Consider the following 26,145-nt stretch of genomic DNA (forward strand, 5'->3'; position numbering starts at 1 on the left):
CCTTCACTCTTCCTTCACGCCGTTTCTTTATCGTAACCGCGTACTTTGCCGACGATATAGGTCAGCACGAAGGCTGCAGCGCAGCCGGTTAACCATGAGATGATGTACTGCAAATATTTGCCGTCGGCGATGAGCGGCAGCGCGGACAGCCCGGCGGCGCCAACGCCGTTGGTTGAGACGCCCAGCAGCACCACCATCATTCCGCCGAAACCAGCGCCGATGGAGCCGGTTATAAAGGCAAATCCTGCCGGAATATTGACGCCGAAAATGGTCGGTTCACCCACCGCCAGAATAGAGGTCGGGATCGCCCCTTTAGCGATTTTCTTCATCATCGGGTCGCGCGTCAGCAGCAGCACCGCCGTCGCGGCACCCACCATCCCGGCGTTGGACATAATCTGGATGGCAAAAAGCGGCGCGTGGCCGGTCGCGTTAATCATCTCCAGATGAATAGGGAACAGGCCGTGATGCAGACCAAGCGAAATCAGGAAGGGGAAAAGCGCGGAGAGGACAAACCCAGCCGCAATGCCGCCGGTAGAGAGCAGGCCGTTTAGCCCGTGCAGAATACCGTTAGAAATGACGCCCGCCACGGGCATAATCACCAGCAGCAGCGCCGCTGCCATCACCACCAACACGATAGTTGGCGTGACCACAACATCAACAATATCCGGGACAAAGCGCCGCACCCGTTTTTCCAGCAGGCACATTAGCCAGGCGCAAAGAATGACGCCAATCAGCCCGCCCTGCCCCGGGATCAGCCCCAGCGCGGTAATCTGCGGCACGATGGTGATCGCCCCCAGCAGGCCGCCCATCACCGCGTTTCCGTCAAACTCCTTCGCCGCCGTCGCGCCGGTATAAATGGCGAGGAAGCCGAACAGCGCTTTAGAGACGATATCAAGGAACTGGCTGATGCCGAGCATATGCCGTTGATCGAGCACCACCTGGGTAGGCGACAGGTCTCCCGGCGCCGCCACATGATGCGCCAGCGCCCAGGAAGCGGCTGAGTTCACCAGCACGTTATTAATTCCCATCAGGATACCGGCGGCAATCAACGATGGCAGGATCGGCACAAAAATATTGGCAATATGCTTAAGGATAACTTTGGTGCGGGTCTGTTTTTTCGCCTTTTCCCGCGCCAGCTGAGCTTTTTGCTCAACGTTGCTTAACGGAGTAGCGTCCGCAGGCTGGCCCTTAAGCAGATCGTTAATCACATTTGCGACCTTCGACGATTTTCCCGGCCCGACAATAACCTGCAGGGTATCGTCCTCAACGACCCCGAGTACGCCTTCAATGCTTTTAAGCGCGGCGATATTGACTCGTGTTTGATCGCTTATCGTCATTCGTACGCGCGTCATACAGTTGGTCACATGCAGAAAATTAGCTAAGCCGCCACAGTGCCCCACAATCGCGTTTGCCACCTGGTTGTAGTCCATACAGAGGTTCCTTTATTATTTTGCTGGCAATTGTTATAACAATATAATGTTATTATGTTTGTGAGGATCGTCATAAAGGCGCACCAGCGATCGATTTTTGGCAGGGAAGAACAAAAAGGAGGCCGAAGCCTCCTTGAGCAGAGAGTGGTCAGGATAAGCACATTCGCCGGGTTGCGCGGTGCTTACCCGGGCTACCGGCCCGCAGGCGGCGATCCGTAGCCCCCCACCGGGGGAAAGAGCACTGAGTGGCTCAGGGGTTATTATGCTGTCATCCGGACGCCGGAAAGCGTGGTTATACTATGCCTGACGCAGGTTCTGCGCGGCTTTAACCATGTTGGCCAGCGCAGCACGGGTTTCCGCCCAGCCGCGGGTTTTCAGGCCGCAGTCCGGGTTTACCCACAGGCGCTCTGCCGGGATGCGCTGCGCGGCTTTCTTCAGCAACGCCTCGATCCACTCCACGCCTGGGACGTTCGGCGAGTGAATATCGTACACCCCCGGCCCGATCTCATTCGGATAGTCGAACTCTTCAAACGACTCCAGCAGCTCCATATCAGAGCGCGAGGTTTCGATGGTAATCACGTCCGCATCCAGCGCGGCGATAGAGTCCATGATGTCGTTGAACTCGCAATAGCACATATGGGTATGGATCTGGGTGTCATCTTTCGCCACCGCGGCATTGATGCGAAAAGCTTCCACACCCCACGCCAGATAGTCCTCCCAGTCGCTACGTTTCAGCGGTAGCCCTTCGCGCAGCGCCGGTTCGTCAATCTGGATGATGCCGATACCGGCGGCTTCCAGATCCGCCACTTCGTCGCGCAGCGCCAGGGCAATCTGTTTCGCAATCGTTTCACGGCTGACGTCCTCGCGCGGGAAGGACCAGCAAAGAATGGTCACAGGACCGGTCAGCATGCCTTTTACCGGTTTGTCGGTCAGCGACTGTGCGTATTTTGCCCACGCGACAGTGATCGCCTCCGGACGGCTGACGTCGCCAATCACCACCGGCGGCTTAACGCAGCGGGAACCGTAGCTCTGTACCCAGCCGTTCTGGGTGAAGATAAAGCCGTCCAGATGTTCGCCAAAATATTCCACCATGTCGTTACGTTCGGCCTCACCGTGTACCAGCACGTCCAGCCCCAGCCGTTCCTGCTCGACGATCGCCTGCTTGATGTGTTCAGCGATGCCGGTGCGGTAGCGGTTAGCGTCGAGATGGCCTTTTTTGAAGTCCAGACGCAGGCCGCGGATCTCGGGAGTCTGCGGGAAAGAACCGATGGTGGTGGTCGGCCAGGCCGGTAGCTTAAAGCGGGCGCGCTGCGCTTCGGCGCGAACTTCGTAGCCGCTTTGACGCTGACTGTCCTGAGCGGTTATGGCTGCCAGACGCTTCTCTACCGCCGCGTTATGCACGCGGGTTGAATAGCGACGGGCCCGGATCGGTGCGCTCCAGTCAGCAATCGCAGCGGTGTCGCCGCTGTTCAGCGCATCGCGCAGCAGCGCCAGTTCCTGGCATTTTTGCAGGGCGAAGGCAAACCAGCTCTTCACTTCGGCATCAAGCCGCGTTTCCACGCTCAAATCGATCGGGCTGTGCAGCAGGGAGCAGGAAGAGGCGACCCACAGCTCGCGTTTGCCGACAACCCCTTTAACCTGCGCGTATTTTTCGCTCAGATCGGCGCGCCAGACGTTGCGACCGTTGATCAGGCCCGCGGAGAGCAGCCAGTCGGCAGGCAGGCGCTTATGCAGTTCGGCGACATCATCCTGGCCATGGACCAGATCCACATGCAAACCCTGCACCGGCAGCGCGGTAATGGTGTCGAGGTTATCGGTAATGCCTTCAAAGTAAGTGGTCAACAGTAGCTTAACCTGGCCATTAAGCGCCTCATAAGCCGGTTTGAAAGCGTCCAGCCACGTCTGCGGCAGCTCGAGCACCAGCGCCGGTTCATCAATCTGCACCCACTCAATGCCGCGTTTTGCCAGCTCCGCCAGCACCTGCTGGTAAACCGGCAGAATATCGTGCAGCAGGTTCAGACGATCGAACGACTCGCCTTTCACCTTACCAAGCCACAGATAGGTGACTGGCCCAAGCAGGACGGGCTTCACTTTGTGGCCCAGCGCCAGCGCTTCGTCCACCTCATCCAACAGCTGGTTCCAGCTCAGTTTGAACTGTTGGCCCTTCACGAATTCCGGCACCATGTAGTGGTAGTTGGTGTTAAACCATTTGGTCATTTCCGCCGCCGCGGCCGGTTCGCCGGTCGGCGCGCGGCCGCGACCCATGCGAAACAGAGTATCGATATCAACGGAGCCGTCTTTGTTCTGATGACGAGCCGGCACGTTGCCAAGCCACAGGCTGGTGGTCAGAACATGGTCGTACCAGGCGAAATCGCCAACCGGCAGCAGATCAACGCCCGCCTGCTTTTGCTGTTCCCAGTGGCGAGCGCGCAGTTCCCGGCCAACGGCCAGCAGTTCTTCGCGGCTGATATTGCCCGCCCAATAGCTTTCTTGCGCTTTCTTCAGCTCGCGACGCAGGCCAACGCGAGGGAAACCGAGGGTGTGATTAATAATTGTCATTTTTTGAGCCTCATAATTGCAATCCGAAAGATTTCGGATTTAGGGAAGGCGGCAAACTTGCTCATCACCAGAAGCTTACTGAAGTAAGTGACTGGGGTGAGGAAGTGCAGCCAACGCACCATAAATTCGAAAGATAAAGGATTTAGCCGTCCAGATGTTTACACATCCATAATTGGCAGTTACTGTATATTCCTCAAGCGCAAATTATTCATGGCGAAGTGAAGGACTTTCATGATCGAAATTAAACACCTGAAAACGCTCCAGGCGTTGCGGAACAGCGGTTCGCTGGCAGGCGCAGCAGCGGCCCTGCACCAGACTCAATCCGCCTTGTCCCACCAGTTCAGCGATCTGGAACAGCGCCTTGGCTTCCGTCTGTTTGTGCGTAAAAGTCAGCCGCTGCGCTTTACGCCGCAGGGTGAAATCCTGCTCCAGCTGGCCAACCAGGTGCTGCCGCAAATCAGCCGCGCCCTGCAGGATTGCAATGAGCCGCAGCAAACTCGTCTGCGTATCGCCATCGAATGCCATAGCTGTATTCAATGGCTCACGCCGGCGCTGGAGAGCTTCCGCGCCCGCTGGCCGCATGTGGAAGTGGACTTTCAGTCCGGCGTGATCTTCGACCCGCAGCCGGGCCTGCAGCAGGGCGAGCTGGATCTGGTCATGACCTCCGATATCCTGCCGCGCAGCGGTCTGCACTATTCGCCAATGTTTGATTTCGAAGTGCGTCTGGTGATGGCGCCGGATCATCCGCTGGCGACAAAGACGCGCATTGCGCCTGAGGATTTAGCAACCGAGATGCTGCTGATTTACCCGGTCCAGCGCGCTCGTCTGGATATCTGGCGTCACTTCCTGCAGCCTGCGGGGATCAGCCCGCAGCTGAAGAGCGTCGACAATACGCTGCTGTTAATTCAGATGGTGGCGGCGCGGATGGGCATCGCCGCCCTGCCGCACTGGGTTGTGGAAAGCTTTGAGCGCCAGGGTCTGGTGGTGACCAAAACCCTGGGCGAGGGACTGTGGAGCCGGCTATACGCCGCGGTACGCGACGGCGAACAGCGCCAGCCGGTGACCGAGGCGTTTATTCGCTCAGCGCGGAACCACGCTTGCGACCATTTACCGTTTGTGCGGAGTGCGGAGCGACCCAGCGTCGATGGACCCACAGCGAGGCCAGGATCACCAGAGCTCCCGTAATAAAACTTGGCCAACGGGGCTGCTCCTGCCAGATAGCAAGATTCACCAGCAGCCCGGCAGGTACGTGCATATTGTTCATGATGCCGAGCGTACCGGCATCCACCTGGGTGGCGCCGTAGTTCCACATGAAGTAGCCGATCCCCGATGCCGCCACGCCAAGGAACACCAGAATGCCCCACTGTAGAGAAGTTTCCGGCATTTTCTGCGCATTGCCCAGTATCGACCAGGCAACCGCCGCCACCAGAAACGCCCCGACATAGAACCAGGCGAAGGCATTATGCTGCGGCATCGGACGCGTTTCCATCAGGCGCTTGTAGCCCACCATGCCAATCGCGAAGCTGATATTGGAGAGCTGCACCAGGATCAAACCGGTCCAGAAATGATTTGTCACCTGGTCGTAGCGAATAATACCCGCGCCGATCACCGCCAGCAGCGCGCTGCAGGCGTAGCCCCAGCGCAGGCGGCGGCGGCTCATTACATCATAAATCAGCGTGATATAGAGCGGCGTCAGGACGGTAAACAGCAGGAGTTCAGATACCGTCAGGTACAGATAGGCCTGGAAACTCAGCATATACATAATGCCGAGCTGCATCGCCCCCACCAGCATATACAGGCCGATGGTTGACAGGCTTTGCCCGCGGGTGCGCAGGAAAGGTAAAAAGACCAGCGCCGCCAGACCAACGCGCGCCAGCACCGCGAAATAACTGTCGACGTGACCTGCAAGGTATTCGCCATAGAGGCTAAAAGAGAAGGCCCACAGAATCGTGGTGATTATCAGTAGCGCCACAATGAATGTCTCATAGAGTAAAGAACACTCATTGTAGCGAAGTGACAGGTTGACAACTGTTTAATTATTACTCAGTCGTCAAGCTTTTTTCGTCGAGATAGAGTTTACGCAGATAGTGGGGTACGGCGTCATCAGCGTTGCTGCCGATCACTTCCAGCTCTGGATGCAGGTCCTTCAGGCGCTGGTGCGCGTCGGCCATAATGCAGCCCTTGCCCGCCATTGACAGCATTTCCGCATCGTTCATACCGTCGCCGAAGGCGATACACTCTTTCAGGCTATAGCCGAGCATTTTCGCCACGGCCTCCAGCGCATGGCCTTTCGACACGCCGCCCGCCATCACTTCGAGGCAGGTGACGGTAGAGAAGCTCACGTTCACCCGATCGCCCCAGCGGGCATTGATCGCCTGCTCCAGCGGCAGCAGATGCTCATGCTTATCGCAGGTGAAAAAGACTTTGCTGATCCCTTCCGGGTCCAGCTCGCCCGGCTCGTACAGCTTGTAGTTAAACACTGCCTCTTTGAAGAAGCGCATCTCTTCCGGACGGTGGCGGTTCATATACCACTCATCTTCACGATAAACGTTGGTTACGATCGCCGGATCGTTTCGCATCATCTCGAACAGGTCAGCGGCGATATCGCGATCAAGGTTATGAGCGAAGATCTGCTTCCCGTCGCTATCATGTACGCGGGCGCCGTTAGAGGTGATCATATAGGATTTAATGCCGAGATTATCGCGAATTTGCCCAACATCGATGTAGTGGCGGCCGGTCGCGAACACGAAATTGATACCGCGTGCGGTAAGCAGTTTCAGCGTCTCTTTGGCGTAGGGGGTTAAGCAGTGATCGGGAGAAAGCAGCGTGCCATCTAAGTCAGACGCAACAACCTGGTACATAAAAATTTTAACCTCTAAACAGGGCGACGAGCGTTTCGCCGGATTAAGTATGTCGAGCAAAAAAATCGACGATAGCGTTTAGCGCGACCGAGCGCATGGCGTCCTTTTCAAAAAGGATCTCATGGTATGCCCCTTCTATGACAAACGGCTTATTCCCTTCGCAGGGATGGCCGCCTGCGGCGCGAAGTTCACAGTAGCGATCGTGCATACGGTTATCGACTACACGCTCTTCTTCCGCCTGGAGCAATAATGTTGGCGTAACGTCTTTTTCCGCGCCGGCCAGCACCTCTTCGCCCGCAAGGATCCCCTCGCGCACCCAATGGAACGTTGGCCCGCCGACCCGCAGCTGCGGCTCATCGGCGTAAAAACGCAGGTTGCGACGATAGCGTTGACGGCTGTGCGTCAGTACGTTGACCGCAAAGGGCAGCGCCCGCCAGCGGCCGGTACCGAGGGCATACTCTTCACGAATGCGCTGATGGCCCTCAGCCCAATCGAGAATGTGGCGCACCATCCAGTCAGGCAGGCGCATAACAATGCCGAACATCGGCGCGCAGAGCGCCATCGCGTCGCAATGCTGGTGGTGGCGCTGCAAAAATAGCGTCGCAATAGCGCCACCCATGGAATGGGCAAGAATAAACCGTTTCCGCCAGTGCCCCGGCACGACATGTTGTTGCCAGAAAGCGGCGAGATCGTCAACGTAATCGCTGAAATTTACGACGTGCCCGCGGTGGGTATCGGAAAGCATGCGCCCGGAACGCCCCTGGCCGCGATGATCGATAATCATCACGTCAAAGCCGCTGCGGAAAAGATCGTAAGCCAGTTCGGCGTACTTAACGTAGCTTTCAATACGACCCGGACAGATCACCACGACCCGGTCGTGACTTTTGGCGCAGAAGCGCACAAAGCGCACCGGAACGTCATCCACGCCCGTAAATTCAGCCTCTTCCCGCTGACGCCAGAAATCGGTTAGTGGCCCCATGGTAAAAGCCGCAAACGCGTTTTCTCGTGTTTCCCAGTCCTTTTGCTGCAAAAACATCGGGCTTACACCCCTGATAACCGCTGAAAATCGTTTTTTTGTCGTGCATCACACAATGCTTACACAATAGCGTATTGTGGCATAAAAACAGACAATCAGGGAGTTTCTCATGACGTTCGAGTGGTGGTTTGCCTATCTGCTAACATCTATTATTCTCAGCCTGTCGCCGGGCTCCGGGGCAATAAATACCATGACCACCTCTATTAACCACGGCTATCGCGGCGCGGCGGCCTCTATTGCCGGGCTACAGACCGGGCTCGGCATTCACATCGTGCTGGTCGGCGTCGGCCTGGGGACGCTCTTCTCTCGATCGCTGTTAGCTTTTGAAATCCTGAAATGGGCGGGCGCCGCTTATCTTATCTGGCTCGGCATTCAGCAGTGGCGAGCCGCAGGCTCTCTCGATCTGAATACCCTTGCGAAAGCGCAGACCCGCGGCAAACTCTTTAAGCGCGCGGTATTCGTGAATCTGACCAATCCGAAAAGCATCGTATTTCTCGCCGCGCTCTTCCCGCAGTTTATCGTGCCGCACCAGCCTCAGGTAATGCAGTATCTGGTACTTGGCGTTACCACTATTGTGGTCGATATTATCGTCATGATTGGCTACGCCACGCTGGCCCAGCGTATCGCTGCATGGATCAAGGGGCCAAAACAGATGAAGGCGCTGAATAAGGTCTTTGGTTCGCTGTTTATGCTGGTCGGCGCCCTGCTGGCCTCCGCCCGCCACGCGTGATGTATAGATAAACAAAAAATTACCGTACTGATAAAATATAGGGCCCAGGTGGGAGAAGAGCAGGATGTTCGGCCGCTATTCTATGAGCTGGCACAGCGGGTGCCGCAACATGGAGGTGTACTGATGACTCTGGCAGAAAAGTGGCTTGAGGAAGGTATGCAAAAGGGCATTAAGGAAGGCATAAAAGAGGGCAAACGCGCTGCGCTACTTAACGTTGCAAAGGCCATGCTCGAGCGGGGCATTGATACTACTGCGGAGATGGAAATGACCGGTCTCACGTCCGACGATTTGCAGCAGCTCCATCATTAATACCCGGCCCGCCCATAACCTCCTGGGCGGGACGCAGAAGGGTTAGCGTGAAATAATCAGATGAATACCGAAGCCGGCGAATAGCGTACCGGCGATGCCGTCGATCCACTTCGCCATCCGCTGATAGCCACGGCGCATGCCTGGCAGGGCGAACAGGCTGGCAACCACCGTGAACCAGGCCAGCGTCTCCAGTACGATCAGCAGAAAAATCCCCCAGCGCGCGCCAGAACTGACGCTATCGCCGACGAACAGCGAGAACACGGAGCCGAAATAGATAATCGCTTTTGGGTTCGCCAGATTAGTCAGCAGCCCTTTCAGAAAGCTCCGGCCGCTGCGCGCCAGCTCAACCTGAGGCTCTACCGCTGCCGCCGCTTCGCCTTTTTTCAGCGCGCCACGCAGCATCTGGAAGCCCATCCAGCACAAATACAGGCCGCCGCCGACCATAATAATGGTATGCAGCCAGGCCATCTTCTCGATAATCAGGTTCAGGCCGAGCAGCGCTACGCCCGCCCATACCATTACCCCGCAGGTGATACCCAGCACGCCCATCATCGCCTCCTTACGAGAGCGGCTAACGGCGGTTTGCGAAACAAAGAAAAAGTCCGGGCCAGGACTCATCAGCGCAATGATATGCACCAGCGCGACGGTGAAGAAAAGCGTCAACATAATTAACTCGCAGGAAAATAGTCAGGACGAAAACTATATTTGCACTTTTTCGTCCGGCTGACTACTCATCATCGCCATCCACGTGCGCGCGGATCAGGGCCATAAACTCTTTACCAAAACGCTCGAGCTTACGCGTGCCGACGCCGTTGACGCTAAGCATCTCGCCGGCCGTCAGCGGCGTTTGCTCAGCCATTTCAATCAGTGTTGCATCGTTAAACACGACGTAGGGTGGGATATTCTCTTCGTCGGCAATCGCCTTACGCAGTTTGCGCAGCTTGGCAAAAAGCTTACGATCGTAATTGCCGCCAAAGGATTTCTGCATCGCTTTTGGCTTCAGCGCCACAATACGCGGCACGGCAAGCTGTAGCGTCACGTCGCCGCGCAGAACCGGACGCGCGGCCTCGGTAAGCTGTAGCGCAGAGTGCTGGGCAATATTCTGCGTGACCAGGCCTAAATGGATAAGCTGGCGGATCACGCTAACCCAATGCTCATGGCTCTGCTCGCGCCCAATGCCGTATACCGGCAGCTTATCATGCCCCATATCGCGAATACGCTGGTTATTGGCGCCGCGCAGCACTTCCACCACATAGCCCATACCAAAGCGCTGGTTGACGCGGTAAATCGTCGACAGCGCCTTCCGCGCGTCCATTAAACCGTCGTACTGTTTCGGCGGGTCGAGGCAGATATCACAGTTGCCGCACGGCTCCTGGCGCCCCTCGCCAAAGTAGTTGAGCAACACCAGGCGGCGGCAGGTTTGCGCTTCGGCAAAAGCCCCCATCGCGTTGAGCTTATGGCGTTCAATGTCCTGCAGCGGCCCGGCGGGTTTCTCCTCAAGGCAGCGCCTGAGCCACGCCATATCCGCCGGATCGTAAAACAGCATCGCCTCGGCAGGCAGCCCATCGCGCCCGGCGCGGCCGGTCTCCTGGTAATAGGATTCAATATTGCGGGGGATATCGAAATGCACCACAAAACGGACGTTCGGTTTGTTGATCCCCATACCGAAGGCCACCGTAGCCACCACGATTTGCAGGTCGTCGCGCTGGAATTTCTCCTGTACGTCGGCGCGGATATGATTTTCCAGGCCGGCGTGATAGGCCGCCGCGCTGATGCCGCGACTTTGCAGGCGTGCGGCGGTATCCTCCACTTTCGACCGGCTATTGCAGTAGATAATGCCTGATTTGCCGCGCTGATCCTGTACGTAGCGCATCAGCTGATCCAGCGGCTTAAACTTCTCCATCAGCATGTAGCGGATATTGGGTCGGTCGAAGCTGCTGACCTGGATAAGCGGGTCGTTCAGGCCCAGCAGGCGAACAATGTCGCGACGCGTGGTGTCATCGGCGGTGGCGGTCAGCGCCATAAACGGGATTTGCGGTATCCGCTGGCGCAGCTGCCCTAACGCAGCGTATTCCGGACGGAAATCATGGCCCCACTGGGAAATACAGTGCGCCTCATCCACCGCCACCATCGACAGATTCCAGTGCGTAAGATGCTCGAGGAAGTTATCCAGCATCAGGCGCTCCGGGGCGATATACAGCAGGCGAATCTGCCCGCTGCGGCAGCCGGCCATCACCTCCTGCTGCTGCTCCCGGCTCTGGGTTGAATTCAGGCACGCCGCCGCCACGCCGTTAGCCAGCAGCTGATCGACCTGATCCTTCATCAAGGAGATGAGCGGCGAGACCACGACGGTCAGACCGCCCAGCACCAGCGCCGGCACCTGATAACACAGCGACTTGCCGCCGCCGGTCGGCATCACCACCAGGCAATCGCGCCCGGCCAGTGCCGTATCGATAATGGTTTCCTGGCCCGGGCGAAACTGCTGGTAACCGAAGGTCTCTTGTAAAACCTGCTTAGCCAGCGATTCCTGATTCAATACTTCCGCCTGCGCCACGTTGACCCCATATGCCTGAAAAGAAAACAGGCGCTATTTTCAGCGCCTGAGAGCCAGAGTGCAACGATTAAAACAGATCGTTGAGCATCAGCCCGACGCCGACGCGGGTTTGATTAAAGTTATAATCGATAAGCGACTCGCCATAACCGCTATAGACCTGAGTATAGACGCGCACGTGTTTGGTGATCGGATAGCTTACCCCAAGCTCGGCGCCGCCGTAGCCGGTATTCCAGTTATATTGCCCCTGAGCGCTGAGAATAGCGTCGCCCAGCTGGTAGCCCACTTTCAGCCGGTAATAACCCATATATTTGGTGATATCCGGGTTATCGTCGGTGCTGCCAATCACGTACCAGGGCTTCACCTCGACCAGCCAGTTGCCATTTTGCGCCATCAGTCGAGTATAGAGGCGATTCCAGCTGCGGGAAGTGGGATCGGAACGGCCGTTAGAGTCGTGGTTATAACCCATTTCAACGTCGCGCAGCGTCCAGCCGGCAAATGAGTAATCGGTCGCAAACCCGAGGAACAGCTGCGGCTCGTAGTTGGTTTCGCGAAACGGCGCGGACTCTTTGCTGTTGGAGAGCTGCCACCAGGATTTTTGCGTATAAGAAGCGCCCAGCAGCGAATTCTCGCCCAAAATCCCGCGCCATAATGGAAACGCCAGGCTAAGCTGGAACTTCACTTCGTCTTTACGCGCGTTTTCAGCCCAGTCGTAGCTGCGAATCGCTTCTTTATTGAGATCGCTGGTCCATGTATAGAGCAGATAGTTGCTCTCGTAGGGATAGAGCAGGAAGGGATTATCATGGTCCTGTAACAGGTTGGCGATAATACTCCCGCGAACGGTCGGAGTGTCGTGGACCTGTTTATTCACCGGCGCGTCCTGCGCCAGAACGCCGGCCGGAAGCGCAACAAGCGCCAGCAGGCAGGCCAAAGAGATACGCATTGCTGTTCTCCTGGATGGATATTTATTATTTCTGTTTAACCCAGGCAGCATTCTACCTATTTATACGTCTTCTGACCTGTTATCCGTTCTTAAAGTAGAAATCAATATTTTAGAAGCATAAAATCAACATTTCATTAACCTATGGAAATGTTGTTATGTCTGAACTGACCGCCGCCGCCGCCCTGAAGCTGGTGGGAGAAATCTTCGTCTACCACATGCCCTTTAATCGCGCCTTAGGGCTGGAGCTGGAGCGCTATGAAAAAGAGTTCGCCCAGCTGAGTTTCAACAACCAACCAATGATGGTCGGCAACTGGGCGCAGAGTATTTTACATGGCGGAGTGATTGCCTCAGCGCTGGACGTCGCGGCGGGGCTGGTATGCGTCGGCAGCACCCTGACTCGCCACGACACCATCAATGAAGAAGAGCTGCGCCAGCGCCTGTCGCGGATGGGCACCATCGATCTGCGCGTCGACTACCTACGTCCGGGTCGTGGGGAGCGCTTTACCGCCACCAGCAGCCTGCTGCGCGCCGGTAACAAGGTGGCAGTGGCCCGCGTCGAACTGCATAACGAAGAGCAGGTGTATATCGCCAGCGCTACGGCGACGTATATGGTGGGTTGATCGGCTTAAATCGAGTAACATCATTCTCTTTGGCAATGGATTTGTACCGATGGACGCTAAACAAACGCGGGTGGGGGTTCTCCTGGCCCTGGCCGCCTATTTTATCTGGGGTATCGCGCCAGCGTACTTCAAGCTTATCTACTATGTTCCCGCCGATGAAATTCTGACTCACCGCGTGATCTGGTCCTTCTTCTTTATGGTCGCGCTAATCAGCATCAGTCGTCAGTGGCCGCAGGTCAAAAGGCTACTGAAAACGCCGAAGAAGGTGTTTCTGCTGGCCCTGTCTGCCGTGCTGGTGGGCGGTAACTGGCTGCTATTTATTTGGGCGGTCAATAACCATCATATGCTGGAAGCCAGCCTGGGCTACTTTATCAACCCGCTGGTGAATATTCTGCTGGGGATGATCTTCCTCGGGGAGCGTTTTCGTCGGATGCAGTGGCTGGCGGTGCTGCTGGCCGCCTGCGGCGTTCTGGTGCAGCTCTGGACTTTTGGCTCGTTGCCGATTATCGCGCTGGGCCTGGCGTTCAGCTTCGCTTTTTATGGTCTGCTACGTAAAAAGATCGCCGTGGATGCACAAACCGGCATGCTGTTTGAAACGCTCTGGCTGCTGCCGGTCGCCGCGATTTATCTGTTTGGTATAGCCGATAGCCCGACCAGCCATATGGGGCAGAACCCGTGGTCGCTGAACCTGCTGCTGATGGCGGCGGGCGTGGTCACCACTATTCCGCTGCTGTGCTTTACCGGCGCGGCGACCCGTCTGCGCCTTTCTACGCTGGGCTTCTTCCAGTATATCGGCCCAACGCTGATGTTCCTGCTGGCGGTGACCTTCTACGGCGAGGTGCCGGGCGCGGATAAGATGGTGACCTTTGCTTTTATCTGGGTGGCGCTGGCGATTTTCGTAATGGATGCGGTTTACACAATACGTCGTACGCGTAGGGCATAAAGCCAGACCGGTACGCAAAAAAGGAGCCGAAGCTCCTTTTTTTACAGCCAATTCTTGCGCTTAAAGTACAGATAGGGCGCCAGGCCAGCGAGCATCATAAAGACAATCGCGCCGGGATAGCCAAAGCTCCAGTGCAGCTCAGGCATAAACTCAAAGTTCATGCCATAGCTGGAAGCCACCAGGGTCGGCGGCAGGAAGACGACGGAGACGACCGAGAAGATCTTGATGATGCGGTTCTGCTCGATGTTGATAAAACCCATCGCCGCCTGCATCAGGAAGTTAACCTTCTGGAACAGCGATTCATTGTGCGGCAGCAGGGATTCAATATCTCGCAGGATTTCACGCGCCTGCTCCAGCTGCCCTGCCGGCAGACGGGCCTTGCGTACGAGGAAGTTCAGCGCGCGCTGGGTATCCATCAGACACAGGCGGACTTTCCAGCCGATATCTTCCTGTTCCGCCAGCGTAGAGAGCGCCTCGTCGTAATCATCGCCCTGACGACCTTCCATAATCACCCGGCTAAGCTTTTCCAGATCGCTGTAGATGTTTTCGATTTCATCCGCCAGCTGCTCGATTTTGGTTTCGAACAGGTCCAGCAGTAGCTCGTAGGCGTTGCCGTCCACCATCGACTGGTTGCGGGCGCGCATGCGATACAGGCGGAAAGCGGGCAGCTCCCGCTCGCGCAGGGTGAACAGACGGCCTTCGCGGATAGTAAACGCCACGGTAGAGTTACCGGCGTGATCCTCAGCATCTTCAAAAAAGAAAAATGAGTGGATATGCAGACCGTCTTCATCCTCAAAGAAACGCGCTGACGCTTCGATGTCTTCCAGCTCCGGGCGCGTCGCCAGGTTCTGGCCCAATTCCGTTTGCACACGGCTTCGTTCATCGTCGTCAGGCTCGACCAGATCGACCCACACCGAACTGGCGAGGTGCTTGATCTCGTCGGCTTCCAGACGCGTTAAACGATTGTTTTCCAGTTGAAATGCGCTCAGCATGACCGGGACTCCCAATGCAAAAAATTATCGGACAGTTCGGTGGGCACACAGAAACAATTTGGGTTTCAGACCATTAAGCCTGACTCAGAGCGACGGGAATAGAACGGGTCGCCGACAACCGCTAAGGCTATCAGCATAAGAGGATAGCCTTAGGAGTTGTTCCTGATGGGCAGGAAATTGAGCCAGCATCTACTGGGTGTGTCCAAGGCGAATGTCCTCTTAGCGTAATCGTGCGCGCATGTTACGCCAGCGCAAAAACGGCGTCAACACGCAACGGAACGCTAAAGAGCAAATCAAGCTCCTTAACGTATAAAGGTAGCAGAATATTACAAAATAATGATATTTTTCTTACTGTTACACTGTTTCCAGCCGGGCGTACGCCGCGACCAGCCATTTGATCCCCTGCCCCTGAAAGGCAACCTGCAGGCGACTGTGTTCGCCGCTGCCTTCGAGGTTCACAATGGTGCCTTCACCGAATTTGGCGTGGCGGACGCGCTGGCCCAGCTTATAGCCGGTGTCGTTTTCCGCCATCGGCGTCCCCATGCGCTGATGGCTGACCGGCCGGCTCACCGTGGCGCGCAGCCGCACCTCTTCCACGCACGACTCCGGCAGCTCGCCGATAAAGCGCGAGGGGCGATGATAAACCTCTTTGCCGTACAGGCGACGGGTTTCCGCGTAGGTCAGCGTGAGTTTTTGCATGGCACGAGTCACGCCGACGTAGGCCAGGCGGCGTTCTTCCTCCAGGCGGCCGCCCTCATCAAGCGCCATCTGGCTCGGGAACATCCCTTCTTCCACGCCAACGATAAATACCTGCGGAAACTCCAGCCCTTTCGCCGAGTGCAGGGTCATCAGCTGTACCGCATCCTGCCAGGTGTCCGCCTGCCCTTCTCCCGCTTCCAGCGCCGCATGCGAGAGGAACGCCTGCAGCGGCATTAAATCTTCATCTTCTTCGTTGTAGCTAAACTGGCGCGTCGCCGTCACCAGCTCCTCTAAGTTTTCGATACGCGTCTGGCCCTTCTCGCCTTTCTCCTGCTCGTACATCAAGCGCAGGCCGGAATCTTTAATGACCCGGTCGGTCTGCACGTGCAGCGGCATGTCGGCTGTCTCCTGCGCCATGGCGTCAATAAGTTCCATAAAACGCTGCAGTGCGCTGGCAGCGCGCCCGGCGAGAACTTTCTCTTTTAACAGCTCGCGACAGGCCTGCCACAGCGTCAGCTGCCGGTCGCGCGAGGTCTGGCGCACCACGTCCAGCGTGCGATCGCCAATGCCGCGCGTCGGGGTATTGACCACGCGCTCAAATGCCGCATCGTCGTTACGGTTGGCAATCAGGCGCAGATAGGAGAGCGCATCTTTGATCTCCTGACGTTCGAAGAAGCGCATGCCGCCATAAATACGATAAGGCATGCTGGCCTGCAGCAGCGCCTCTTCCAGCACGCGCGATTGGGCGTTGCTGCGATACAAGATCGCGCACTGCTCCAGCGCCCCGCCGTTTTCCTGCCAGGTTTTGATACGATTGACGACAAAACGCGCCTCATCAAGATCGTTAAACGCGCAGTAGAGCGAAATCGGCTCACCGTCGGCGCCGTCGGTCCACAGCTTTTTCCCCAGCCGTCCGCTGTTGTTCTCAATCAGGGCGTTCGCCGCGCTGAGAATATTGCTGGTCGAGCGATAGTTCTGCTCCAGACGGATAGTTTCCGCGCCGGGGAAGTCGTTGAGGAAGCGCTGGATGTTTTCTACCTGCGCGCCGCGCCAGCCGTAAATCGACTGATCGTCATCGCCAACGATCATTACCTTACCGGTATCGCCCGCCAGCAGTCGGATCCACGCGTACTGAATATTGTTGGTATCCTGGAATTCATCCACCAGGATATTGGTAAAGCGCTCGCGGTAGTGCTGAAGGATATGCGGCTTGTTAAGCCACAGCTCGTGGGCGCGCAGCAGCAGCTCGGCGAAGTCCACCAGCCCCGCGCGATCGCAGGCTTCCTGATAGGCCTGGTAAACCTTCTGCCAGGTCTGCTCAACCGGATTACCGTAGCTCTGAATATGATGCGGGCGCAGCCCTTCATCTTTTTGGCCGTTGATGTACCACATCGCCTGCCGCGGCGGCCACTGCTTCTCATCGAGATTCATCGCCTTAATCAGGCGCTTAAGCAGGCGCAGCTGATCTTCGCTGTCGAGGATCTGGAAGTCCTGCGGCAGCCCGGCGTCAAGGTGATGAGCGCGCAGCAGACGGTGCGCCAGACCATGGAAAGTGCCGACCCACATACCGCCCTGAGTGGTGCCCATCAGTTGACCAATACGATGACGCATTTCCGCCGCCGCTTTGTTGGTAAAGGTCACCGCCATGATGGAGTAAGGGGAACAGTTCTCAACGCTCAGCAGCCAGGCGATGCGGTGTACCAGGACGCGCGTCTTGCCGCTGCCCGCTCCTGCCAGAACCAGCATATTAGTACGTGATGCCGCAACGGCTTCACGCTGTTTGTCATTGAGGCTGTCGAGCAGGTAAGAAACGTCCATTGGCACCGCCGGAAATGAGGCGCCCGGCAACGTTTGGCTCGCCGGGCTACTGTTAATTTATACAGAACTACTGACGATTATATCAGCGAGGTCAGAGATGCCAACCGTGAAATTTCGATGTGCGGTAGCAGGCGGCCATCGGCGGCGCGCATCAGGTCTGCGCCCTGCGGTTTAATCCAACAGGCCTGCATGCCGCAGCGAATAGCGCCTGCGACATCGGTCGTCAGATCGTCCCCGACGTGCAGAATCTGCCCCAGAGGAAGCTCCAGCCGCTCCGCTGCGAGATGATACATATCGGCAAAGGGCTTAGAGCGCCCGTCAGGGCCCGCGCGCAGCACGAAGCGGAAGTAGTCGCTCAGGCCAAAGAGTTCCGGCTGGGCGTTGCCGTTGGTAATGGCCACCAGCGGCCACTTTTCCGCCAGCTGCGCCAGCGTATCGTGCGTCTCCTGCGGAACGTCAATCAGGCTGCGCCAATGAGCGAAATTCGCCATCGCTTCATCGGCCCCCGTTTTCGCCAGCGTCGCTGAAAGCCCGGCGTTGATCATCCCCAGCTCCAGCGCGCGGCGGCGCCATTCGGTCACATCGTGGTAAATTTCCGGCTCTGACGCCAGCAGCGTCTGGCGCAGCCGGTTAAGCTCGCTGGCGTCAAATTGGCTCAGAGAAGGGTGGTAGCTGCGCACAAAGCTCAGCGACTCATGCAGCGTCCGGTCAATCACCGGGCGGTTGTCATAAAGGGTATCGTCCAGGTCAAACGTCAATGCTGAAATCTGGCCCAGAGGTCGGTAAAAACGCATCATTTCCCCCGTTTGGCGCGCGGATGTGCCGCATCGTACACCGACGCAAGGTGTTGAAAATCGAGATGGGTATAGATTTGAGTGGTGGAAAGGTTAGCATGGCCCAGCAGCTCCTGCACCCCGCGCAGATCGCCGCTCGACTCCAGCATATGGGTCGCGAAGGAGTGGCGCAGCTTATGCGGGTGCACGTGGCTGTTGAGCCCCTGCTTTATGCCCCATTCGGCAAAGCGCTTTTGCACGTTACGCGCGGAAATTCGCTTCCCCAGTTTAGATAAGAACAGGGCGTCCTCATCGGCGCCGAACAGACCGCGCAGATCGAGCCAGTGCTCAATCCACACCACCGCATTGCGGCCAATCGGCAGGCGGCGCTCTTTGCTGCCTTTGCCCATCACCCACACCTCGCCGGATTCCAGATCGAGGTGCTTAATATCGAGATTCACCAGCTCCGAAAGACGCAACCCGGCGCCGTACATCACTTCCAGCATCGCTCTGTCGCGTACCGCCAGCGGATCGTTGAGATCGATATCCAGCAGCCGATTAACGTCGTCGACGTCGATATTTTTCGGTAGATGGCGGGGTATTTTCGGCGCCGAAATCCCCTTCGCCGGATTCGCGGCCAGTTCACCCTGGCTCACCAGCCAGTCAAAGAAGCTGCGTAAGGCGGAGAGACGTAAGGCCAGGCTGGCAGGCCCCAGCCCCTGACGACGGCTGCGCACCGCCAGGCTACGGACCTGGGCGGCATCACACTGCTGCCAGCTTTTCAGCCCGGCGCTATCCGCCAGCGCGATAAGCGTTTCCAGCTGGCGGCGATAGTTCAGCAGCGTTATCGGGCTCAGCTGACGCTCGACGCCGAGATAGCGTAAGAAGCGTTCTACGGGAGCAAACAGAGGCGAGTCGGTCATGCGCGTTCAATCCAGCGCTCCAGCAATCCCGGGAGCATCGACGCGATTTCCTGCAATAGCTGCGTTCCCTGCCCTTGCTGATAGTGCTGGGGGTCGCGACTGCTGAATATCATCACACCGGGAGCGTCGTCTCCCCCCAGCAGCGACATCGCCACCGATCCGATGGCTTTAGCTTCCGGCAGCACGACCAGCAGCTCGGGGCCGTTTAAAGCGCCAAGATAATGGCGCTGTTGTCCAAGACGCTGAATGCGAATAGGCTCAAACGCCTGACGGCTTATCGCCAGATGGGTGAATTTGGAAGGCGCGCCGAGCCGCCAGCGGTCGGGAAACAGGCGCACCGTGGCGCCCGCCAGACCCAGCTCGCGCGCCCAGCGATGAAAGCGGTTCAGCATTTCGTCAAGGCTATCGGCCGCCGCCAGCCGCGTTTGCAGGTGAAACAGGCGCTGAAACAGGCTTTCGTTAGCCGTCGCCTGCTCCATCAGCAGCGTCATATTTTCTTCCAGCACGTTGATATGGTTCCGCGCCCGCGCCATGTGCCACTCCACCAGCGAGACCGAACCACGCACCGGATGCGGCACTGACATGTGTTCCACCAGCGCCGCATTACGAATAAAGAATTCAGGATGTTGCAACAGATAGTCCACCACTGCGCGATCGTTTAGCTCGCTGGCAAGTTCCTGTTGTTCTTCCCCGACTTGTTTCATAAATGAATAAATCCGTCATAGACATGTGCCGCCGGGCCAGTCATATACAACGGTTGGCCCGGACCTTTCCAGGCGATATCCAGACGCCCGCCGGGTAATTCCACGCGGACCTCCTCGCCCAGTAATCCCTGCTGGATACCGACTGCCGCCGCCGCACAGGCGCCGCTGCCGCAGGCCTGAGTTTCCCCCGCACCGCGTTCATACACGCGCAGGCGAATATGAGAGCGGCTGATCACCTGCATAAAGCCGATGTTCGCCCGCTCCGGGAAGCGCTCGTGGTTTTCCATCACCGGGCCGAGCGTTTCCACCGTCGCGGTTTCCACATCATCAACCTGGATAACGCAGTGCGGGTTACCCATCGACACCACGCCGCACAATACTGTCTGTTCAGCGGCGCGCATAATATAGGTCTTTTCCGCTTTGTTGGCGCGGAACGGCACCTGGGACGGTTCGAAGTTTGGCTCACCCATATTGACACGCACCAGATCGTCTTCCGTGACGCTTAATACCATACGGCCATTCGAGGTACTGACGCGGATATCACGTTTATTGGTCAGGCCTTTCAGACGCACAAAGCGGGCGAAACAGCGCGCGCCGTTGCCGCATTGCGCCACTTCGCTACCGTCGGCATTGAAGATACGATAGTGGAAGTCGAGCTCCGGATCGTAAGGCGGCTCCACCACCAGCAGCTGATCGAAACCCACGCCAAGATGCCGATCCGCCAGACGACGGATCAGTTCAGGTGAGAAAAAAACATTCTGCGTTACTGCGTCAACGACCATAAAGTCGTTACCCAGGCCATGCATTTTAGAGAACTGCATTTTCTACTCCAGCTGCGCGGAACTGTCAGTAATTCACCTGGGTCGGGCCACCGCTATCGCCGCGATCGTTACGATCCGGCGTAGAGCTCTGGATACCGCTATCAACCGGCTTAGTCGGCGGAGGCGCCGTTTTATCCGCCGGCGGGAAGTAAAGCGGCCCTTTCAGACCACAGCCGCTAAGGCTGAGAACCGCTAATAAAACGGCAAGCGCTGGGAAAACGTTTTTCATGGATAGTTGCCCGTGATTCATTCTTACTGCTTTCTATCATCGCAGGAGAAGACGTAAAAGCAAGCGTTTAGCATCCCACTGCGCGCGCTTTTGTTTCGCGCTATACTGCCGCCACTATCAAAAAAGCGGGAAAGAACCATGAACGACAGTGAATTCCATCGCCTGGCCGATACCCTGTGGATGACCATCGAAGAACGCCTTGACGACTGGGACGGCGACAGCGATATCGACTGTGAAATCAACGGCGGCGTACTGACTATCAGTTTTGAAAACGGCAGCAAGATTATTATCAACCGTCAGGAACCGCTACATCAGGTGTGGCTGGCAACGAAACAAGGCGGCTACCATTTCGACTTAAAAGGCGACGAGTGGGTATGCGACCGCAGCGGCGAAACCTTCTGGGATCTGCTGGAACAGGCGGCGACCATGCAGGCCGGTGAAGCGGTGAGTTTTCGCTAAGAGAGCGTGATACGAATTCCCCGGATTGCGGCTAACGCCTTATCCGGGCTACAAAAATCCCTATCGCCCTGTAGCACGGGCAAGCGCAGCGCCCCCGGCAAGTCCACCCGTAGAAGATTTCAAACCTATCACACCCTCAAGGCCCGCAGTTCAGGCTCAGGAGTAGTGCTGTAGCATCGGCGATGAGGCAGCATCCTGACCGGCTGAAGCGGTGGCAGCGGCAATCACCTGGCTGCGGAACGGAATCACCTGCTCGCGACCGTCAACGTCGACGATTTGATAAAACTGCGGCAGGTTAAAGTTGATAAAGCTGGAACCGTAGGTAAAACGGTCATGGGATGAAGAGTAGAAGCGGCTGACGTCGCGCACCAGCTCCTCTTTGCTACCTTCGCAGTGGTGATACACCTCGGCGCGGTTGCTCTCATCGAGGATATAGATGTTAAAACCGTTATCGTTATCCGCATCTTCGAAGAAGAACTGAATAATCCCTTCGCTGGCAAAGCCGTCCACTACCTGCGGCAGCCTGACGTGGTTAGTTTCCACCTGCACCGACAGCCCGTGCAATTTGTTATGGGAAATCGCGCCATAGAATTCGATGGCGTTTTCCAGTTTCTGAACCGAAACGTTAAGACGCTCGAAGAACAACCCCCAGGTCTGCCCGGAAACGCGTAGCGCTTTAAAGCGGCCGGTATCCTGACGGGTGCTGGAAAGACGCAGCTCAACGCATTCAGACACCAGCTGCTGTACGCGAGTGCGGATCAGACCGCGCAGATGCTGGCTATAGCAGAAAACCTCCACGCTATCCGGCGGCGCGGCGTCCTGGTGCATCTTGCCAAGAATGGTTTTCAGCGCTTCGATCATCGCCTGCTCGCCGTTAAAGTGCAGCGTACGCACCTCGTTCCACGAGTTGCGGTACAGCAGGTCGATGCTGCCAATCAGGCACTTTTGCTCTTCGCCGAAGCTGAAAACATCCAGCTTGCGGAAGTCAAAATGCACCACCTGATTGCGGAAGGCCGCCGTCGGGTCATATTCCAGGTTGACGATAATCGCCAGATGGCGGATTTCGCACGGACTGTACAGCGCTTTCGGCGTCGGAGAAGGCAGGCGCAGCGGGAAGTGATGCGCCACATCGGCCACCATCTCCTGCAGCTTCGCCAGATCGACAATGCCGTTGCCCTTAATAAACAGGCGCGTACGTGACGTCAACAGGCCGTTAAACCAGGCCCAGGCCACCAGCTTATTAAGATAACGGTTATATTCCAGCGGCTGATGGCTGATGATCGATTCCATGTCCGGCGCCCGGTTATAGACATACCAACCGGTACGGTTGGCACGGCCCGGCGGCACGTGGATAAAGGTCAGATTCGGCTCAGACAGATCCGGTGAAATTTGCGGGTTTACCAGGGTGACTTTCCCCGGCAGCGCTTCAAAGGCGGCGTACAGCTTACGCGTCAGCACGCCAATATCCTGCGGGCTGGCGGAAACGCTCAGGTTATTGCGGCGCGCAAAACGAATCAGGTTGCGATAGCTCTGCATCATCGCATCAAGCAGTTCGTTGTGCGCTTTACGGACTTCGTCGATCTTCCAGTTGGCCCGGTTGTCGAGCATCATCAGACGCTTTTCATCCCAGCCCCACTCTTTCACCAGGTGACTGACGACTTCGCGACGCCAGCCGACGCAGGCGCGCTCGCGGCTCAGCTTCTCGCAGACCTTTAAATAGAAACATCGACGCACCAGATCGAGGCGCGTTTCATCTTCGATGGCCTGCAGATAGAGCGTCACGCGCTCCAGCATCATGCAGTAAGGATCGAGGCCAAACGAAACGATCTCACCGTCATGCAGGCGCTGTTTGATATCTTTCGCCAGCAGGCGGTTATTGGGGTACTCCCAGGAGTACGCTTCCAGCAGCAGCGTTTTCAGCACGGCCTTATAGGGCGAGTCGATGCTTTTATACAGTTGCCAGAGGCTGGCGCCGAAGTACTCTTCGGCCGACAGAGAACTCAGGCCGCCGAGATCCAGCCATTCGTTCGGCGTCAGTACGCCCTGCGCGTAGAGGCTCATGACGTAATCGTCGTAATGCTCTTCTTCATCGCACGGCACCATATTCCACAGAATACGTTTGCCGGCAAGGCGCACCGCGGTACGGTAAAACTCATCCAGCAGCAGGATATGCTGGGTGGAGCCGCAGTCTTCGCCGCCCAGGCTGCCGCTTTCGTTATGACGGAAGCGGTTTTCGTCGATCAGGAAGAAGCTGACCTCGACGCCCAGCGATGCCGCCCAGCTCTCCAGCAGGCTACATTTACGCTGCAGCAGCTGACGCTCTTCAGTGTCAAGCCAGGACTGGTGGCAAACCCAGATATCCAGGTCAGACGAACAGCTTTGGCCGACGGAAGATGTGCTGCCCATAGAGTAAAGGCCGGTGATCGGCAGCTCGCCTTTCGGCGGCTCCTTGGCCAGCATGCCACGGTTGAGCTCGAGCTCATCAAGATAGTGACGTTGGGTTTCATCAGGCGTGTAGAGGCAAATGCCACGGGGAACGTTACCGTCAAGGTAACCCGGCATCAGCGGATGATGATAATGTAGTAATGTCGGCAGTAGACTGTAAACCTGCTGGAAAGCGGGTCCCATGGCAGCAAGGGCGCGATCCACGCGCAATTGGTTGATGGCATCCAGTCTCTGTTTCAGTGTCTCAATATAGAGGTACAAGACATATCGCCTGATGTTCAAAAACCCGACGTACAATAGTACGGAGAGTTTCAGTATTTCAACAAAAACCGTCACCATTCGTCGTCGGTGTGGTTGTGGTGAACTGCTGACTGACAAATGGTTTAAAACGTGATCAATCTAACACCTTGCTGATTGACCGTAAAGAAAGATGCGCTACATACAAGTGTAGCACCCTTTACTATGTGTAAATTCTTCACTACGTTTGCGGCAACCCGCAAACGCATGAAAGGCTAAAAAGATGGCCGCGACCCTTAACCCCACAAAACTAACATCCCTAAGACAACAATGTTAGGATGGTTAGTGGTCGACAATGACGGTAACAAGCATGTTAGACAAAGTTTTGAGAATTGCCACACGGCAAAGCCCGCTTGCGCTATGGCAGGCACATTATGTGAAAGAGCGTCTGGAGTCCTGCCACCCGGGGCTTTCCGTTGAACTGGTGCCTATGGTCACCCGCGGCGACGTGATCCTTGATACGCCCCTTGCAAAAGTGGGCGGTAAGGGTCTGTTTGTGAAAGAGTTAGAGCTGGCGATGCTGGAAGGCCGCGCCGACATCGCCGTCCATTCGATGAAAGACGTACCGGTGGAGTTTCCCGCAGGGCTTGGGCTGGTGACCATCTGCGAGCGTGAAGATCCGCGCGATGCGTTTGTCTCAAACCACTACGCTTCCATTGATGAACTGCCGCACGGCAGCATCGTTGGCACGTCAAGTTTACGCCGTCAGTGTCAGCTGGCCGCAGCGCGGCCGGATCTCACGATCCGCTCCCTGCGCGGCAACGTAGGCACGCGTCTGGGCAAGCTTGATAGCGGCGAGTATGACGCCATTATTCTTGCCGCCGCAGGGCTTAAACGCCTGAACCTGGAGGCGCGTATTCGTCAACCGCTATCGCCGGAGCAATCGCTGCCCGCCGTTGGCCAGGGCGCGGTCGGCATCGAGTGTCGCCTTGACGACGAATGGACCAAAGCGCTATTGGCCCCGTTGAATCATACGGAAACGGCCATACGCGTACGCGCTGAACGGGCGATGAACACCCGGCTGGAAGGCGGCTGTCAGGTGCCAATCGGCAGCTATGCCGAACTGATCGACGGTGAGCTATGGCTGCGCGCGCTGGTTGGCGCGCCGGATGGCTCACAAATGGTGCGCGGCGAGCGGCGCGGCCGTGCGGAAGAGGCAGAAACGCTCGGCGTCTCTCTTGCCGAAGAGCTTCTGAATAACGGCGCTCGCGACATACTTGCCGTCGTCTATGCAGGAGAAGGTCCACAATGAGTATCCTGGTCACCCGTCCGCTGCCGCAAGGCGAAGAGTTAGTCAGCCGCCTGCGCGCGCTGGGGCGCGTGGCCTGGAGCTTTCCGCTCATTGAATTTACCCCTGGACGTCAGCTTCCTGAGCTGGGCGCCCAGCTGGAAAACCTCGCGGCTGGCGATTTGCTCTTCGCACTGTCCCAGCACGCCGTTGAGTTTGCCCACTCTCGCCTCCAGCAGCAAAGGCTACGCTGGCCTTCGGCGCCTGACTATTTTGCCATTGGCCGCACCACCGCGCTGGCCCTGCATAAAGTCAGCAATCGTCATGTTCGCTATCCGTTAGATCGGGAAATCAGCGAAGTCTTGCTACAATTACCTGAATTACAAAACATTGCGGGGAAAAGAGCGCTCATCCTGCGCGGTAACGGCGGGCGGGAATTACTCGGTGATACGCTTCGCGAACGCGGTGCTGATGTCACTTTTTGTGAATGTTATCAACGTAGTGCAAGGCACTATGATGGCGCAGAAGAAGCAATGCGCTGGCAGTCTCGCGGTATTTCAACGCTGGTCATTACCAGCGGCGAGATGCTGCAGCAGCTCTGGACGCTGATACCACAGTGGTATCGCGAACGTTGGCTCCTGAGCTGTCGCATTTTAGTTGTCAGTGAACGTCTGGCCGAGCAGGCCAGAGAATTGGGCTGGCAGGATATCCAGGTTGCCGATAGCGCCGACAACGATGCGCTGCTACGCGCATTACAATAACTCTCAACATTGGA

At 57.0% G+C, this 26,145-nt stretch carries 24 protein-coding genes and 1 pseudogene; 8 read left to right on the forward strand and 17 right to left on the reverse strand.

Annotated elements, in window-relative coordinates:
* Positions 1–14: 14 nt before the first annotated feature.
* Positions 15–1,430 (reverse strand): PTS transporter subunit EIIC, encoded by a 1,416-nt coding sequence (locus HMPREF3178_RS09110; protein ID WP_016808224.1) that lies wholly within the window; start codon positions 1,428–1,430, stop codon positions 15–17.
* A gap of 297 nt (positions 1,431–1,727) precedes the next feature.
* Entirely contained in the window at positions 1,728–3,989 is a 2,262-nt protein-coding gene (metE, locus tag HMPREF3178_RS09115) for a 5-methyltetrahydropteroyltriglutamate--homocysteine S-methyltransferase (RefSeq protein WP_016808223.1), read from the reverse strand.
* A 231-nt stretch (positions 3,990–4,220) separates the two neighbouring features.
* Here metE and metR point away from each other — a divergent pair, with 231 nt between their 5' ends.
* The gene (gene metR / locus HMPREF3178_RS29780) at positions 4,221–5,174 is read left to right on the forward strand and encodes an HTH-type transcriptional regulator MetR (protein WP_004107703.1); all 954 of its coding nucleotides are present in this window, start codon (positions 4,221–4,223) and stop codon (positions 5,172–5,174) included.
* Here metR and HMPREF3178_RS09130 read toward each other — a convergent pair.
* The 3 genes from HMPREF3178_RS09130 to pldB form a co-directional block, all read right to left on the reverse strand.
* Entirely contained in the window at positions 5,062–5,961 is a 900-nt protein-coding gene (locus tag HMPREF3178_RS09130; protein ID WP_004107702.1) for a carboxylate/amino acid/amine transporter, read from the reverse strand. The genes metR and HMPREF3178_RS09130 overlap by 113 nt on opposite strands.
* Before the next feature lie 67 nt (positions 5,962–6,028).
* Entirely contained in the window at positions 6,029–6,850 is an 822-nt protein-coding gene (gene yigL / locus HMPREF3178_RS09135; RefSeq protein WP_004107701.1) for a sugar/pyridoxal phosphate phosphatase YigL, read from the reverse strand.
* A 43-nt stretch (positions 6,851–6,893) separates the two neighbouring features.
* On the reverse strand, positions 6,894–7,886 hold the full coding sequence (gene pldB, locus HMPREF3178_RS09140) for a lysophospholipase L2 (protein WP_004107700.1): 993 nt from the start codon (positions 7,884–7,886) through the stop codon (positions 6,894–6,896).
* Between the two features lie 109 nt (positions 7,887–7,995).
* On the opposite strand from pldB, the gene rhtB reads away from it, so the two are divergent.
* Entirely contained in the window at positions 7,996–8,616 is a 621-nt protein-coding gene (gene rhtB / locus HMPREF3178_RS09145; RefSeq protein ID WP_004107699.1) for a homoserine/homoserine lactone efflux protein, read from the forward strand.
* Positions 8,617–8,628: 12 nt separating this feature from the next.
* Positions 8,629–8,925, forward strand: a pseudogene (locus HMPREF3178_RS31665) (ISNCY family transposase); the annotation flags it as partial.
* 42 nt (positions 8,926–8,967) lie between these two features.
* Here HMPREF3178_RS31665 and rhtC read toward each other — a convergent pair.
* The 3 genes from rhtC to pldA all read right to left on the reverse strand — a co-directional run bounded on the left by rhtC (position 8,968) and on the right by pldA (position 12,419).
* The gene (rhtC, locus tag HMPREF3178_RS09155) at positions 8,968–9,591 is read right to left on the reverse strand and encodes a threonine export protein RhtC (RefSeq protein WP_004107695.1); all 624 of its coding nucleotides are present in this window, start codon (positions 9,589–9,591) and stop codon (positions 8,968–8,970) included.
* A 61-nt stretch (positions 9,592–9,652) separates the two neighbouring features.
* Positions 9,653–11,479 carry an ATP-dependent DNA helicase RecQ gene (gene recQ / locus HMPREF3178_RS09160; RefSeq protein WP_016808220.1) on the reverse strand — a complete coding sequence of 609 codons (1,827 nt, stop codon included), beginning with the start codon at positions 11,477–11,479 and terminating at the stop codon, positions 9,653–9,655.
* A gap of 67 nt (positions 11,480–11,546) precedes the next feature.
* The gene (gene pldA / locus HMPREF3178_RS09165; protein WP_004117000.1) at positions 11,547–12,419 is read right to left on the reverse strand and encodes a phospholipase A; all 873 of its coding nucleotides are present in this window, start codon (positions 12,417–12,419) and stop codon (positions 11,547–11,549) included.
* Between the two features lie 155 nt (positions 12,420–12,574).
* On the opposite strand from pldA, the gene yigI reads away from it, so the two are divergent.
* Positions 12,575–13,039, forward strand: a complete 465-nt coding sequence (gene yigI, locus HMPREF3178_RS09170; protein ID WP_004097567.1) for an acyl-CoA thioesterase YigI — start codon at positions 12,575–12,577, stop codon at positions 13,037–13,039.
* A gap of 49 nt (positions 13,040–13,088) precedes the next feature.
* Complete coding sequence (rarD, locus tag HMPREF3178_RS09175; protein ID WP_004107689.1) at positions 13,089–13,982, forward strand: EamA family transporter RarD; 894 nt, start codon at positions 13,089–13,091, stop codon at positions 13,980–13,982.
* A 41-nt stretch (positions 13,983–14,023) separates the two neighbouring features.
* Here rarD and corA read toward each other — a convergent pair whose 3' ends face one another.
* From corA to lptM, 8 genes are all read right to left on the reverse strand, one after another.
* The gene (gene corA / locus HMPREF3178_RS09180; protein ID WP_004107687.1) at positions 14,024–14,974 is read right to left on the reverse strand and encodes a magnesium/cobalt transporter CorA; all 951 of its coding nucleotides are present in this window, start codon (positions 14,972–14,974) and stop codon (positions 14,024–14,026) included.
* Positions 14,975–15,123: 149 nt separating this feature from the next.
* On the reverse strand, positions 15,124–15,180 hold the full coding sequence (gene ysgD / locus HMPREF3178_RS32175) for a YsgD/CorL family protein (protein WP_349817343.1): 57 nt from the start codon (positions 15,178–15,180) through the stop codon (positions 15,124–15,126).
* Between the two features lie 148 nt (positions 15,181–15,328).
* Entirely contained in the window at positions 15,329–17,491 is a 2,163-nt protein-coding gene (gene uvrD / locus HMPREF3178_RS09185) for a DNA helicase II (RefSeq protein WP_017145175.1), read from the reverse strand.
* A 77-nt stretch (positions 17,492–17,568) separates the two neighbouring features.
* Positions 17,569–18,285, reverse strand: coding sequence for a 5-amino-6-(5-phospho-D-ribitylamino)uracil phosphatase YigB (gene yigB / locus HMPREF3178_RS09190; protein ID WP_016808215.1), 717 nt, complete (start codon positions 18,283–18,285; stop codon positions 17,569–17,571).
* Positions 18,285–19,187, reverse strand: a complete 903-nt coding sequence (xerC, locus tag HMPREF3178_RS09195; RefSeq protein WP_004107682.1) for a tyrosine recombinase XerC — start codon at positions 19,185–19,187, stop codon at positions 18,285–18,287. The genes yigB and xerC overlap by 1 nt, the downstream gene beginning before the upstream one ends.
* Entirely contained in the window at positions 19,184–19,891 is a 708-nt protein-coding gene (locus HMPREF3178_RS09200; protein WP_004107681.1) for a DUF484 domain-containing protein, read from the reverse strand. Before HMPREF3178_RS09200 ends, xerC begins: the two co-directional genes overlap by 4 nt.
* Positions 19,888–20,712, reverse strand: coding sequence for a diaminopimelate epimerase (dapF, locus tag HMPREF3178_RS09205; protein WP_004107680.1), 825 nt, complete (start codon positions 20,710–20,712; stop codon positions 19,888–19,890). Before dapF ends, HMPREF3178_RS09200 begins: the two co-directional genes overlap by 4 nt.
* Before the next feature lie 25 nt (positions 20,713–20,737).
* Entirely contained in the window at positions 20,738–20,941 is a 204-nt protein-coding gene (lptM, locus tag HMPREF3178_RS09210; RefSeq protein ID WP_016808214.1) for an LPS translocon maturation chaperone LptM, read from the reverse strand.
* A gap of 138 nt (positions 20,942–21,079) precedes the next feature.
* Here lptM and cyaY point away from each other — a divergent pair, with 138 nt between their 5' ends.
* Entirely contained in the window at positions 21,080–21,400 is a 321-nt protein-coding gene (cyaY, locus tag HMPREF3178_RS09215) for an iron donor protein CyaY (RefSeq protein ID WP_004107678.1), read from the forward strand.
* A 156-nt stretch (positions 21,401–21,556) separates the two neighbouring features.
* Here cyaY and cyaA read toward each other — a convergent pair whose 3' ends face one another.
* Positions 21,557–24,106: a class I adenylate cyclase gene (gene cyaA / locus HMPREF3178_RS09220; RefSeq protein ID WP_016808213.1), complete on the reverse strand. Its 2,550-nt coding sequence runs from the start codon at positions 24,104–24,106 to the stop codon at positions 21,557–21,559.
* Positions 24,107–24,452: 346 nt separating this feature from the next.
* On the opposite strand from cyaA, the gene hemC reads away from it, so the two are divergent.
* Positions 24,453–25,394 carry a hydroxymethylbilane synthase gene (hemC, locus tag HMPREF3178_RS09225; RefSeq protein ID WP_016808212.1) on the forward strand — a complete coding sequence of 314 codons (942 nt, stop codon included), beginning with the start codon at positions 24,453–24,455 and terminating at the stop codon, positions 25,392–25,394.
* On the forward strand, positions 25,391–26,131 hold the full coding sequence (gene hemD, locus HMPREF3178_RS09230; protein WP_017145176.1) for a uroporphyrinogen-III synthase: 741 nt from the start codon (positions 25,391–25,393) through the stop codon (positions 26,129–26,131). The genes hemC and hemD overlap by 4 nt, the downstream gene beginning before the upstream one ends.
* Positions 26,132–26,145: the final 14 nt, after the last annotated feature.

The organism is Klebsiella sp. HMSC09D12, assembly GCF_001808475.1.
In the GTDB taxonomy this organism is placed as follows: domain Bacteria; phylum Pseudomonadota; class Gammaproteobacteria; order Enterobacterales; family Enterobacteriaceae; genus Klebsiella; species Klebsiella oxytoca.

What these genes read in the sequence shown, in the direction of transcription:
- HMPREF3178_RS09110 (WP_016808224.1), bottom strand. Translation starts at nt 1,430, where the DNA reads ATGGACTACAACCAGGTGGCAAACGCGATTGTGGGGCACTGTGGCGGC.
- metE (WP_016808223.1), bottom strand. Translation starts at nt 3,989, where the DNA reads ATGACAATTATTAATCACACCCTCGGTTTCCCTCGCGTTGGCCTGCGT.
- metR (WP_004107703.1), top strand. Translation starts at nt 4,221, where the DNA reads ATGATCGAAATTAAACACCTGAAAACGCTCCAGGCGTTGCGGAACAGC.
- yigL (WP_004107701.1), bottom strand. Translation starts at nt 6,850, where the DNA reads ATGTACCAGGTTGTTGCGTCTGACTTAGATGGCACGCTGCTTTCTCCC.
- pldB (WP_004107700.1), bottom strand. Translation starts at nt 7,886, where the DNA reads ATGTTTTTGCAGCAAAAGGACTGGGAAACACGAGAAAACGCGTTTGCG.
- rhtB (WP_004107699.1), top strand. Translation starts at nt 7,996, where the DNA reads ATGACGTTCGAGTGGTGGTTTGCCTATCTGCTAACATCTATTATTCTC.
- rhtC (WP_004107695.1), bottom strand. Translation starts at nt 9,591, where the DNA reads ATGTTGACGCTTTTCTTCACCGTCGCGCTGGTGCATATCATTGCGCTG.
- pldA (WP_004117000.1), bottom strand. Translation starts at nt 12,419, where the DNA reads ATGCGTATCTCTTTGGCCTGCCTGCTGGCGCTTGTTGCGCTTCCGGCC.
- yigI (WP_004097567.1), top strand. Translation starts at nt 12,575, where the DNA reads ATGTCTGAACTGACCGCCGCCGCCGCCCTGAAGCTGGTGGGAGAAATC.
- rarD (WP_004107689.1), top strand. Translation starts at nt 13,089, where the DNA reads ATGGACGCTAAACAAACGCGGGTGGGGGTTCTCCTGGCCCTGGCCGCC.
- corA (WP_004107687.1), bottom strand. Translation starts at nt 14,974, where the DNA reads ATGCTGAGCGCATTTCAACTGGAAAACAATCGTTTAACGCGTCTGGAA.
- uvrD (WP_017145175.1), bottom strand. Translation starts at nt 17,491, where the DNA reads ATGGACGTTTCTTACCTGCTCGACAGCCTCAATGACAAACAGCGTGAA.
- yigB (WP_016808215.1), bottom strand. Translation starts at nt 18,285, where the DNA reads ATGCGTTTTTACCGACCTCTGGGCCAGATTTCAGCATTGACGTTTGAC.
- xerC (WP_004107682.1), bottom strand. Translation starts at nt 19,187, where the DNA reads ATGACCGACTCGCCTCTGTTTGCTCCCGTAGAACGCTTCTTACGCTAT.
- HMPREF3178_RS09200 (WP_004107681.1), bottom strand. Translation starts at nt 19,891, where the DNA reads ATGAAACAAGTCGGGGAAGAACAACAGGAACTTGCCAGCGAGCTAAAC.
- dapF (WP_004107680.1), bottom strand. Translation starts at nt 20,712, where the DNA reads ATGCAGTTCTCTAAAATGCATGGCCTGGGTAACGACTTTATGGTCGTT.
- lptM (WP_016808214.1), bottom strand. Translation starts at nt 20,941, where the DNA reads ATGAAAAACGTTTTCCCAGCGCTTGCCGTTTTATTAGCGGTTCTCAGC.
- cyaY (WP_004107678.1), top strand. Translation starts at nt 21,080, where the DNA reads ATGAACGACAGTGAATTCCATCGCCTGGCCGATACCCTGTGGATGACC.
- hemC (WP_016808212.1), top strand. Translation starts at nt 24,453, where the DNA reads ATGTTAGACAAAGTTTTGAGAATTGCCACACGGCAAAGCCCGCTTGCG.
- hemD (WP_017145176.1), top strand. Translation starts at nt 25,391, where the DNA reads ATGAGTATCCTGGTCACCCGTCCGCTGCCGCAAGGCGAAGAGTTAGTC.